Below are 11643 nucleotides of genomic sequence, written 5' to 3'. Positions count from 1 at the left end.
TCAGTTATACGGGGGTCCGGGGGGGATTATCCCCCCCGGCGGGTCCAGGGCGGAGCCCTGGGACTTTTTGCTGTCGATACGGTCACGCCGCACAGGGTTCTGAAACAGGTGCGCGATCTTAATAAAGAACAAGTCAAAGGATTAGAACATTTTCTTTTTTTGATACTTAAAAGATTAAAATATTGAAAGTCAAAACAATAACACAATAACCGTCAAAACCTATTCGGGACGTTCGGGGGAGGCGAGCAGCGCGGCCAGGGAATCAGCCAACTGATCCACCGCATCCTGCTCCGCCTGCTGTCTGGCCGAAAGACTGGCCTGAATGGTGTCCATCTCGTAACAGGTGGCGCGCCCTTCCATGGAGGGCCACTTGCCCGGCTCGGCTTTCTCCTGGAAAGGTTTGGCCCGAACGCTGATCTGGTATTGACGAATCTTGCCCGAACTGTTTTCCAGCCGTCCGGCCCGGTTGACCGGTTCCATCTCCACCCGCAGGATGCGCCCTTCATCCAGGGAGCCCCCCAGACGACGGATCAACTCCCGCTGCAGCCGGTGCGCCAGGGCCGGATGCAGCTTGGCCCCCTCGCCGGTAACCCGGATGGAGGAGTAGGTGCCGCCGCCTGTCGCGGCAGTCCCTCCCTCTCCGGGAAAACGGTAGCCGCACCCGGAGACCAGAGGCAGGGCGGTGAACAGTAGGCCGAGAATCAGCAACAAGCGTTTGGCGATCATGGGCACTCAGGAGACGACGATGTTGACCAGACGACCGGGAACCACCACCACCTTGCGAACCTGCTTACCGGCAAGGTAGGGGGTAACACGCCCATCCGCAAGGGCCCTTCTTTGCAACTCCGCCTCGTCGGCCTCGGTGGGCACCATGAGACGGGAACGCAATTTGCCGTTGACCTGTACCACCACCTCGATTTCGGCCCGCACCAGGGCTTCGGGATCGGCAACCGGCCAGGATTGGTTGGCCAGCATTCCCGGTTGGCCCAGTCGGGACCAGAGCTCCTCGGTGATGTGGGGGGCGTAGGGATTGAGCAGCAGCAGGGCGGTGCGGGCCAGTTCCAGCAGCAGGGCGGCCTCTTCCGCCGTGGGATCGGGGTTCTCCCCGTCTCCGAGATGGCCCAGTCCGGCATTGACCAGCTCCATGACGGCGGCAATACCCGTATTGAACTGCTGCCGCTCGATATCCTCCGAAACCCGGGCGATGGTGTCGTGAACCACGCCTCGCAGGGTGCGCAACGCGGGTTCATCCGGCATGGCCGTCAGGGGACGGGTTCCGGGGGGCAGGCGATCCCCGATCTCCAGCACCATGCGCCACAAACGGTTCAGAAAGCGCCAGGCTCCGTCGACACCGCTGTCGTTCCACTCCAGATCCCGTTCCGGCGGCGCGGCGAAGAGCATGAAGAGGCGGGCGGTGTCGGCGCCGTATCCGGCGATCAGCTCGTTGGGATCCACCACGTTGTTCTTGCTTTTGGACATCTTTTCATTGCGACCCCGCTCCACGGGGCGCTGGCAGGTCTGGCAGAAGGGTTGTCCCTCCCGCTCCTCGACCTCCCGGGGATGCAGCCAGCCGTGGTCGGCGCAACGGAAGGTGTCCTTGCGCACCATGCCCTGGGTGAGCAGGCGGGTGAAGGGTTCGGCACAGGCCACCTCTCCCAGATCCCGCAGGGCTTTGTGGAAAAAGCGCGCGTAGAGCAGATGCAGCACGGCGTGTTCCACCCCGCCGACATACTGATCCACCGGCATCCAGTGGTTCACTTCGGCGGTGTCCAGGGGACGGGTGCGGCATCGGGGGCTGCAATAACGCAGGAAATACCAGGAGGATTCCATGAACGTATCCATGGTATCGGTTTCCCGTCGGGCCGCGACCCCGCAACGGGGACAGGAGGTCTCCTTCCAGGTGGGATGCAGCGCCAAGGGGTTGCCCGCGCCGGTGAAGCAGACATCCCGTGGCAGGGGGACCGGCAGGTGTTCCTCGGGAACGGGAACCACGCCGCAGGCGGGACAATGCACCACGGGGATGGGATTGCCCCAGTAACGTTGCCGGGAGATGCCCCAGTCCCGCAGGCGATACTGCACCCGGCTCCGACCGATGCCCCGCTCCTCGAAGGCACGGGCCACCGCCTCCTTGGCCGATTCGTTGTCCAGTCCGTCGAACTCTCCCGAAGCCACCAGCACGCCGGGCCCGGTGTGGGCCTCGGTCATGGTCTCCCCGTCGAGCAGGCTTCCCGGCGGTTGGATCACCACCTTGATGGGCAGGTTGTGGACCTTGGCGAATTCGAAATCCCGCTGATCGTGGGCGGGCACGGCCATGACCGCGCCGGTGCCGTAATGCATCAACACGAAATTGGCGATGAAGATGGGCACCTCTTGACCCGTCAGGGGATGAATGGCCCGCAGCCCCGTATCGAAGCCCCGTTTTTCCATGCGTTCCAGGGCCTCCTCGTTGGTGGGGCCCTGCTGGCAGGAGTGGACGAAGGCGGCGGCTTGCGGATTGTTGCGGGCCACCTCCCGGGCCAGGGGGTGTTCCGCCGCCAGGGAACAGAAGGTGACACCCATGATGGTATCCGGACGGGTGGTGTAAACCGGAAGCAGGGTGTCGCTGCCGACCAGCCGGAAGGAGAACTCCACCCCGTGGCTCTTGCCGATCCAGTTGGCCTGCATGGTGCGCACGGTCTCCGGCCAACCGGCCAGCCGTTCCAGATCCGCCAGCAGTTCGTCGGCGTAACGGGTGATGCGCAGTACCCATTGATCCAGCTCTCGCCGTTCCACCGCCGCCCCGCTGCGCCAGCCCTTGCCGTCGATGACCTGCTCGTTGGCCAGCACCGTCTGGTCCACCGGATCCCAGTTGACCAGGGATTTTTTGCGATAGACCAGCCCCTTTTGGTAAAGCTTCAGAAAGAGAACTTGCTCCCAGTGGGCGTAGTCTGGGTCGCAGGTGGCCAGCTCCCGGCTCCAGTCGTAGGAGAGCCCCATGCTTTGCAGCTCTTTGCGCATGGTGGCGATGTTTTCGTAGGTCCAATCCCCCGGATGCACCCCTTTTTTGATGGCGGCGTTTTCCGCCGGCATGCCGAAGGCGTCCCAACCCATGGGATGCAGCACGTTGCGTCCCCGCAGCCGCTGATAGCGGGCGATCAGATCCCCGATGGCGTAGTTGCGCACATGCCCCATGTGGATGCGTCCCGAGGGGTAGGGAAACATCACCAGCAGGTAGAATTTCTCCCGGGAGGGGTCCATCACCGCCTTGAAGGTCTCTTCCCGGCTCCAGAGTTCCTGCCATTTGGCCTCGACGGCCTGGGGGTTGTAGCGTTCCTGATTCATTGGGTCGGTCCTTGACGAAAGTGGCTGCCTGATGCGGGGGATATCATAACCCCGGCAAGGGCCTCGAACCAAGGTCCGGGAATGCGGTGGGGGGAAAGTCCGGCACGGCTGCCTGTCCCGGTGAGACGAAATCACCCGACAAAATCGAATCATAAAGATGTAGAATATTGGTATCAATAATTTTTTGACAAGGGGTTGGTCATCCTTTACCCTCTGGCATGCGCACGTTTCCTTGCCAGCAGGGGAATTGCTTGTTATTGAAAAAGACGGGATAGGCTATCGCTGTGCGGAGAGGGAGGGTTATAAAGAATCATGAAGAGCCACGACCTGTTGATCATCGGAGCGGGTTTGGCCGGGATGCGTGCCGCCATCGAAGGGGTGAAAGCGAAGGTGGACGTGGCCCTGGTCTCCAAGATTCACCCCTTGCGCAGCCATTCCTGCGCGGCCCAGGGAGGGATCAACGCAGCCATCGATCCGAGGGATAGTTGGGAATCCCATGCCTTCGATACCGTCAAGGGATCCGACTATATCGGTGACGAGGACGCCATTCAGTTGATGGCCCAGGAAGCGCCGGAATCGATTCTGGAAATGGATCGCATGGGGTGTCCCTTCTCCCGCGCCGAAGGGGGGCTCATCGCCCAGCGGCCGTTCGGCGGCGCCAACTTCGACCGCACCTGTTATGCGGCGGACCGGACCGGACAGGTGCTGCTGCACACCCTTTGGGAGCAGTTGGTCAAGGCCAAGGTTCCCGTCTACGAGGAGTGCCACGCCCTGCGACTGGTCACCGACTCCGAGCGGCATATTGCCGGGGTGGTGGTCTACGATATCAAAACCGGGGAGATCTTTCCCATCCGGGCCAAGGCGGTTCTCATCGCCACCGGCGGTTACGGACGGGTATTCCTCTCCTCCACCAACGCCACCACCAATACCGGGGACGGCATGGCCCTGGCCATGCGGGCCGGCGCGCCCCTGGCGGACCTGGAGTTCGTGCAGTTCCATCCCACGGGCCTGCGCACCTCGGGCATTCTGGTGACGGAAGGGGCCCGGGGCGAGGGCGGTTATCTCATCAACGCCCTGGGTGAGCGCTTCATGGGCAAATATGCCCCTTCCAAATGGGAGTTGGCCTCCCGTGACGTGGTTTCCCGGGCGGAGCAGACCGAAATCATGGAAGGACGGGGTCGGGACGGGGCCATCTTCCTGGATCTGCGCCACCTGGGCGCGGAAAAGATCCTGGAACGGCTTCCCCAGATTCGCACCCTGGCCATGGATCTGGAAGGGACCGATCCCATCAAGGAACCCATTCCGGTGCGGCCCACGGTGCATTATTCCATGGGTGGCATCCGCACCGACAAATACGGGGCTTCGCCCCTGCCGGGTCTTTTCGCCGCCGGCGAGGCGGCTTGTGTTTCGGTGCATGGGGCCAATCGCCTCGGCGGCAACTCGCTGCTGGATGCCGTGGTCTTCGGCAAGATCACCGGCAAACACGCCAGCGAATATGTGGCCAAACCCTCCACCAAGCTGCACGACTTCCCCCAGCAGGATCTGCGTCTCGTCAAGGAGGGGATCGAAGAGCTGAAGAACCGTCAGGATTGGGGTATTCGTCCGGTGGAGCTTCATGGCCGGCTGGCTTCCTCCATGAATGCCTTTTGCGGCGTGTTCCGCACTCCGGAAGGATTGGAGGCCATGGCGGCGCAGTTCCCCAAAATTCGCAAGGACTACAAGCTGATCCATGTGGACGACAAATCGTCCGTGTTCAATATCGATCTGCTGCGAGCCGTGGAGCTGGGCAACCTCATCGATCTGGGAGAGGCCATCGTCAAGGGGGCGCTGGCCCGCAAGGAGTCCCGGGGAGCCCACTCCCGCACCGACTTCACCAAGCGGGATGACCCCAACTGGCGCAAACATACCCTGGCTCACTGGGATGCCGGCAAGGAGGAGGTGGTCCTCTCCTATGAGGCGGTGCGTACCCTGGGTATTCCCGAGTATGCTCCCAAGGATCGGGTCTATTAACCGGCCCGAGGGGCAGGTCATTGTGAGGAGGGAACCATGTCGTTAGAGACCTACATATTTCGGATTCAACGCAATCGTCGGGTTGCCGAAGGGATTGTGGATTCCAATTGGCAGGAGTTCCGGGTCGAAGCCCGGCCCACATCCACGGTGTTGAGCGCCTTGGAGGAGATCAAGGGCCATCAGGATGGCACCCTGACCTTCCGTCAGTCCTGCCGTTCGGCCATTTGCGGCTCGTGCGCCATGAAGATCTCCGGACGGACCCGTCTGGCCTGCAAGACCCATATCGGTTCCGTGGCCCGGGGTGGGGTGGTGGAGATCTCTCCCCAGGGCAACCAGCCGATTCTGAAGGATCTGGCCATCGACATCCGGCCCTTCTTCAACCGGGTGCACAAGATCACCCCCTATCTGCAGGATGGCGCCGAAACCCAGACCAAGGTGGGGCCTTCCGCCTACGATCAGGTCAATCACGTCACGCAGTGCATCATGTGCGCCTGCTGCTACTCCGATTGCACCATGGCGGAGGTCAACCCGGAATTCATCGGACCGGCGGCCCTGGCCAAGGCCTTCCGCTTTGTCTCCGATCCCCGGGAAGGCCGCAAAACCGCCCGCCTGGAGCAGTTGTCGGAGGCCAACATGGCCTGGACCTGCACCCGCTGCACCATGTGCGTGGAGGTTTGTCCCAAGGATGTGAAGCCGATGGAGGCCATCGTCAAACTGCGCACCCGGGCGGTAGCGGCGGGGTTGACCCAGGGCGCGGGAGCCCGGCACGCCCTGGCCTTCCATGGCGATATCATCAAATCGGGCGACCTCAACGAGGCCACGCTGGTGTTGCGTTCCGTGGGTATCATGGGCTCCCTCAAGGAGTGGGATGCCATTCTCCATCTGGTACGCAAGGGCAAGGTGCCGTCTCCCTTCCCCCACAAGGCGCAAGGGGTGGAAGAGCTGGGCAGGATCTATGACATTCTGCAGAAGCATCCCGTCGACGTGGAGACCAAGGCCAAAGAGGTCGGTCCCGAATAATCCCGGAGCAGGAGGAGAGCAACATGACTTTGGAATTCGCCTATTTCCCGGGATGCGCGGCCAAGCAGATCCAGAAGGAGGCCGAGATGGCCGCCCAGGCCGTGGCCGAGGAGCTGCAGATACGGCTGCATCCCATGCCGCGAGCCACCTGCTGCGGCGCGGTCAGTCTGCGGGAGACCAAACCCGCCTTCTCCCTGGCGGTGGCGGCACGCATCCTTTCCGAGGCGGAAGAGCAGGGACACGATCTGGTGACCATCTGCAACACCTGTTTGCAGACCCTCTCCCATGCCAACTACCGTTTCAAGACGGAACCGGAGATCCTGGAAGCCATCAACAAAGTTCTCAAGGAGGCCGGGGTGCGTCCCTACAAAGCCTCCATCAAGGTGATGCACCTGTTGTGGGTGATCACCGACGTGGTGGACCCCAAACTGCTGCAAAGCAAGATCTGCCGGCCTCTGAACGGCATGCGGGTGGCTCCCTTCTACGGCTGCCACAATCTGCGTCCCAGCGAAATCATGGCCAACAAGGGGGGCGAGGAGGCGGATCACCTTGACCGGCTCATCACCCTGCTCGGCGGGGATCCGGTCAGCTACTCCGGCAAGGACAAGTGCTGCGGCTTCCACGTCATGCTTTCGGACCGTATCGAAATGCGCCAGATGGTGGCCAAGAACTGTCTGGAAGCCAAGGATGCCGGCGCCGAAGTGATGATCAGCCCCTGCACCCTGTGCGACATGGCCATGGGCTCCTATCAGCACCTGGCGGAAAAGGTGGTCAACCGCGCCATCGACCTGCCGGAACTCAACTTCGCCCAGTTGCTGGGGGCGGCCATGGGTATCGACGAGAAACGGTTGGGACTGAATCGCCTGCATGTCAGTCCCCGTCCGGTTCTCGTGGCCCGGGAGGTGCTTTAAATCTCCGCTCCGGAGGCGGTTGTCGCGCTGCCGGAGCGGTTGCGCGACGGGCCCTGCGCCCTGGTCGACTTCGCCCATCCGGGGGGACCCCTCTGGCTGGAGAAGCCGCTGGTCGTGCTGACCGCCCGCTCCGCTTCGGAGGTGGCCCCGCTTCTGGAAGAGGTGCGGAAAGCGGCCCGGGGCGGATTGTGGGCCGTGGGCTGCCTGGCTTACGAGGCGGCGGCGGCTTTCGCTCTTCCGGTCCGGCCCGTTGCAAACGGAACCGTCCTGGCCTGGTTCGGCCTCTTCGACCGGGCCAGGCCGGCTCTCTTCCCCGCCGTGGCGGATCCGGGGCGCTTCGCCTGCCATCTGCCGCTGACTCGCCACGCCTATCAATACTCCCTGGAAACCATTCGGGAGGCCATTCTGGCGGGTGAGACCTATCAGGTCAATTTCACCCTGCCGGCCACGTTGCCCGATCTGCCCGATCCGGCCAGCCTGTTTTTGTATCGCCATGTGCGTCACCGCCATCCCTGGAGCCTGTGGATCCATTTCGGGGATGATCTTTTCGGTCCGGAACAGGCCCGGATGGCGGCCTCCTTCTCGCCGGAGATGTTCTTTCGTCTCCAGGGGGACTGGCTGCTGTCCGGTCCCATCAAGGGAACCTGCGGTTTGGGGGAGGAGGAGGGGCTCCTGGCTTCCGCCAAGGAGCGGGCGGAACATGTGATGATCGTGGATATGGCCCGCAACGATCTCGGGCGCATCTGTCGCACCGGTTCCATCGCGGTTCCCAGCTTCATGGAGCGGCGCGATTTCGCCACGGTGCATCATCTGGAGAGTGTGGTGCGGGGGCGTTTGCGGGAAGGCGTCGGCCTTGCCGCTCTCTTCGAGGCGCTTTTCCCGGCGGCTTCCATCACCGGGGCGCCGCGCTATCGCACCATGGAATGGATCCGGGAGTTGGAGCGGGTGCCCCGGGGTTTGTACACGGGAACGATGGGTCTTCTTCCGCCCGGCGGAGAGGAGGCCTCCTTCAACGTGGCCATTCGCACCCTGACCTGGAATCCCCGTGACGGGGGCCGCCTGGGTTTGGGTGGCGGTATCGTGGCCGAGGCCGATCCCGCCGCGGAGTGGCAGGAGCTGCACCACAAAGCGGCCTTTTTGACCCGGAATTTCGACTTGACCTGTCCCGGATTGCTGGAGACCATGCGGGTGCAGGCGGACGGCGTCATTCCCTGGCTGGAACGCCATCTGGCCCGGCTGACCCGTTCCGCGCGGGTGTTGGGTTTGCCGTGTGAGGTATCGACGGTGCGCGAGGTTGTGCGTCGCGCTTTGGAAAAACGGCCGGAATCGACCGATGTATTGCGCCTGGAACTCCACCCCGACGGATCGATCGGGTATACTTGGCGTCTTGGAGAGAGGGTGGACGGCGGGTTGCGGGTGCGTCTGGCCCGGTGGCGCATGGACCGTCAGGATCCTCTGTTGCAACACAAGACCACCCGGCGGGAGCGGTTTCAACGGGAGCTGCAACAGGCACGGGAGCTGGGCTGCCAGGAGAGCCTCTTTCTCAACAATCGGGGTTGTCTGACGGAAGGGACCATTCGGGGTTTGGCTGTTTTGGGCGAAGACGGCAGCTGGCGCGTTTCTCCCCTGGAGGAGGGGTTGCTGCCCAGCCTGTGGCGACAGGCCTGGATGGTGGCCACCGGGGCGCGGGAAGAGGCGCTGGATCGGGACGCCTTGTTGCGCGCCAAGGCGGTGGTCATGGGCAATGCGGTGCAGGGCAGCCAGTGGGTGCGGGAAGTGGTGGATGCCGATGGTCGGCATCTGGCGACGTGGCAGGCGGCAGACGAGATCCTGCCGGTGACTTTTTACCCAGGGTGAACGCGGTATGGAGAGACTCTTTCCCCCGGAACCGTATCTGGATGTGATCGATCCCCTGTCCGCCTTTCTGGGCGCGGGGAACGGGACGATGCGTTACACCTTCGCCGATGCGGTGAAGCTGGCGGGTCATGCCTGTCCCACGGTGGCGGGGGCCTTTTTGATGGCCCGTCACGGCATGATGCGCCTTTTCCCCGATGAACTTCCCCGGCGGGGGGAGGTGGAGGTGATCGCCGCAGGAGCCGTCGATGCCGGGGTGAACGGTCCCATCGGCCAGGTGGTGACTCTGTTGACGGGTGCGGCGGCGACGAACGGTTTTGCCGGGCTGGGTGGCCGCTTCGTGCGCAAAGGATTGTTGCGTTACGGGGGGGAGTCGCAAGGTCTGTCGGGCTGGTTGTTCCATCGTCCGGCGACAGGGGTCCGTATCCGGTTGACCTTTTCCGCCCAGGCCTTTCCCCTGGATGCGGAGGTGGCGGCGCTGATGCCCCGTCTGTTGGCAGGGGAAGGGGATCCCCTTTTGGAAACACGGTTCCGCGATGGCTGGCGCAACCGGGTCGTGGCCATGTTGGCCGACGCGGGACGACAAACCGTGCGGGAGCTGCCATGAAACGCCATCCCGAACCCCTGCCGCTGGAAGATATCCGGGCCTATCATCAGGGCAGCAAACACCGTCCGGAACGCTATTCTCCCGGACCTGGCTACATGGACTGGGAGACCCAGCCGGAGCCGTTTCGATGCTTCGAAGGGGCGCCCGGGCTGCCCCTGCCTCTGGGGGGGGAAGAGCCTTGCGTCGATTTCGCCACGCTGTGGAAGGGGGAGAAGATCGCGCCCAGGGCCCTGACGCGCCAGTCGCTGGGGAAATTTCTGGAGTTGTCCCTGGGGCTCAGTGCCTGGAAGCAGTATCTGGAGGTGCGCTGGTCCCTGCGCTGCAATCCCTCCAGCGGCAATCTGCATCCCACGGAGACCTACCTGCTGCTGGGAGAGGGGCTGACGGAAGAGGGCGGCGGACTGTTTCATTATCGGGTCGATCAGCATCTGCTGGAGCGGCGCTGGCAGCCGGATCCGGGCTCGGCTTCCCTGATGGAAGGATTGCTGGGACGTCAGGCCTTTCTGTTGGGATTCTCCTCGGTGTTCTGGAGGGAGGCCTGGAAATACGGCGAGAGGGCGTTCCGTTACTGCCAGTTGGATACGGGACACGCTCTGGGAGCGGTGATGGTTGCGGCGGCCCTTTTTGGCTGGCGGGTGCGGATGATGACCGATGTCGGCGACCGTCTGCTGGGGCAACTGCTGGGTTTGGAGCGCAACGGCGATTTTGTCGCCGACGAGGAGGAGCATCCCGACCTGTTGCTTCTGGTGGAAGCGGGCCCCATGCCGGTTTCCCTTCAGGGTTGGGAGTTGAAGGAGCTGTCCAAGGGGTTGAACCGGGGCCGATGGTTCGGGGAAGCCGTTCCGTTGAGTCAACGGCATCAGCACCAATGGCCGGTGATTGCTCAGGCGGCCCATTTGAGCGAACGTCCCGGCGGGGGTGAGTTGCCGGCCTGCGACCCCCTTCCTCTTGCGGAGCGTCCCTCCTGGGCAGCGAAGACGATCGGGGGCTTGTGCAGCGATCTGATTCGTCAGCGGCGCAGTGCCCAACGTTACGATGATCAGGGCGTTGTGGGCCGTGAGTCGTTCTATCGCATGGCGGAGTGGCTCATGCCGAGGCGGGGTTTTCCCTTCGAGCCGCCGGCATGGCCCTGGCGAGCGGCGGTGCATGCGGTGTTCATGGTGCATCGGGTGGAGGGGCTGGCGCCGGGCCTTTATCTGCTTTGCCGGCAGGAGGAGGTGAAGGAGACTTTGGAGCGTCGTTTCAAGCGGGGTTTCCGTTGGAGTGTGCCGCCGGAGTGTCCTCCCGAGCTGCCGCTGTTTTGTCTGTCGACGGAGGAGGAACTGACGGAGAAGGCTCGTTTTCTCTCCTGTCATCAGGATATTGCCGCGGATGCCTCTTTCAGTTTGGGCTTTTTGAGCGAGTTCGAGCGGGTATTGGATGAGATGGGTTCCTGGGGTTACCGCCGGCTGTTCTGGGAGGCGGGATTGCTGGGGCAGATGCTCTATCTGGGGGCGGAGGCGGAGGGCTTTCGGGGGTGCGGCATCGGTTGCTACTTCGACGATCTGTTTCACGAGATGTTGGGATTGAAGGATTCCACTTTTCAGAGCATGTACCATTTTACCGTGGGGCTTCCGGTGATCGATCGGCGATTGATGACGTTGGCGCCGTATGCCCATTTGGGTGAACGTCCGTGAGGAAGCGAACGGGGCGTGAGTGGTCATGAACTGTGCGGTGTTGATTCCCTGTTACGGAGCGGACGAGCGATTGCTGCTTCTGGTGGATGCGTTGAAGGCTGCCGGGGCGGGGCGGCTGGTGGTGGTGGATGATGGCAGCGGCTCGTCCGGGGAGGGGATTTTCGCCCAGGTGGCGCAACGGGAGGGGGTGGTGGTGTTGCGTCATGGGGAGAACCGGGGCAAGGGGGCGGCGCTGAAGAGCGGG

Annotated in this window: 9 protein-coding genes; 7 read left to right on the top strand and 2 right to left on the bottom strand. The window is 63.1% G+C overall.

Features of this window, described 5'->3' with window-relative positions:
• Positions 1 to 219 precede the first annotated feature (219 nt).
• Positions 220 to 726: a hypothetical protein gene (locus HQL56_13865; protein MBF0310607.1), complete on the bottom strand. Its 507-nt coding sequence runs from the start codon at positions 724 to 726 to the stop codon at positions 220 to 222.
• Between the two features lie 6 nt (positions 727 to 732).
• Positions 733 to 3321 carry a leucine--tRNA ligase gene (locus tag HQL56_13860; protein MBF0310606.1) on the bottom strand — a complete coding sequence of 863 codons (2589 nt, stop codon included), beginning with the start codon at positions 3319 to 3321 and terminating at the stop codon, positions 733 to 735.
• 312 nt (positions 3322 to 3633) lie between these two features.
• Here HQL56_13860 and HQL56_13855 point away from each other — a divergent pair, with 312 nt between their 5' ends.
• The 7 genes from HQL56_13855 to HQL56_13825 form a co-directional block, all read left to right on the top strand.
• Positions 3634 to 5331, top strand: coding sequence for an FAD-binding protein (locus HQL56_13855; protein ID MBF0310605.1), 1698 nt, complete (start codon positions 3634 to 3636; stop codon positions 5329 to 5331).
• Between the two features lie 36 nt (positions 5332 to 5367).
• On the top strand, positions 5368 to 6351 hold the full coding sequence (locus HQL56_13850; GenBank protein ID MBF0310604.1) for a 4Fe-4S dicluster domain-containing protein: 984 nt from the start codon (positions 5368 to 5370) through the stop codon (positions 6349 to 6351).
• Positions 6352 to 6374: 23 nt separating this feature from the next.
• Positions 6375 to 7262, top strand: a complete 888-nt coding sequence (locus HQL56_13845) for a CoB--CoM heterodisulfide reductase iron-sulfur subunit B family protein (protein ID MBF0310603.1) — start codon at positions 6375 to 6377, stop codon at positions 7260 to 7262.
• 39 nt (positions 7263 to 7301) lie between these two features.
• Positions 7302 to 9119 carry a chorismate-binding protein gene (locus HQL56_13840; GenBank protein MBF0310602.1) on the top strand — a complete coding sequence of 606 codons (1818 nt, stop codon included), beginning with the start codon at positions 7302 to 7304 and terminating at the stop codon, positions 9117 to 9119.
• Between the two features lie 7 nt (positions 9120 to 9126).
• Positions 9127 to 9723, top strand: a complete 597-nt coding sequence (locus HQL56_13835; protein MBF0310601.1) for a hypothetical protein — start codon at positions 9127 to 9129, stop codon at positions 9721 to 9723.
• Positions 9720 to 11399, top strand: coding sequence for a SagB/ThcOx family dehydrogenase (locus HQL56_13830; protein ID MBF0310600.1), 1680 nt, complete (start codon positions 9720 to 9722; stop codon positions 11397 to 11399). Before HQL56_13835 ends, HQL56_13830 begins: the two co-directional genes overlap by 4 nt.
• A gap of 19 nt (positions 11400 to 11418) precedes the next feature.
• On the top strand, positions 11419 to 11643 hold a 225-nt coding region (locus HQL56_13825), incomplete at its 3' end, for a glycosyltransferase (protein MBF0310599.1).

Source organism: Magnetococcales bacterium (genome assembly GCA_015231925.1).
GTDB lineage: Bacteria > Pseudomonadota > Magnetococcia > Magnetococcales > JADGAQ01 > JADGAQ01.
The sequence above is the reverse complement of the archived record's forward strand: the minus strand, read 5'-3'. Positions and strand labels throughout refer to the sequence as shown.

What these genes read in the sequence shown, in the direction of transcription:
- HQL56_13860 (MBF0310606.1), bottom strand. Translation starts at nt 3,321, where the DNA reads ATGAATCAGGAACGCTACAACCCCCAGGCCGTCGAGGCCAAATGGCAG.
- HQL56_13855 (MBF0310605.1), top strand. Translation starts at nt 3,634, where the DNA reads ATGAAGAGCCACGACCTGTTGATCATCGGAGCGGGTTTGGCCGGGATG.
- HQL56_13835 (MBF0310601.1), top strand. Translation starts at nt 9,127, where the DNA reads ATGGAGAGACTCTTTCCCCCGGAACCGTATCTGGATGTGATCGATCCC.
- HQL56_13865 (MBF0310607.1), bottom strand. Translation starts at nt 726, where the DNA reads ATGATCGCCAAACGCTTGTTGCTGATTCTCGGCCTACTGTTCACCGCC.
- HQL56_13830 (MBF0310600.1), top strand. Translation starts at nt 9,720, where the DNA reads ATGAAACGCCATCCCGAACCCCTGCCGCTGGAAGATATCCGGGCCTAT.
- HQL56_13850 (MBF0310604.1), top strand. Translation starts at nt 5,368, where the DNA reads ATGTCGTTAGAGACCTACATATTTCGGATTCAACGCAATCGTCGGGTT.
- HQL56_13845 (MBF0310603.1), top strand. Translation starts at nt 6,375, where the DNA reads ATGACTTTGGAATTCGCCTATTTCCCGGGATGCGCGGCCAAGCAGATC.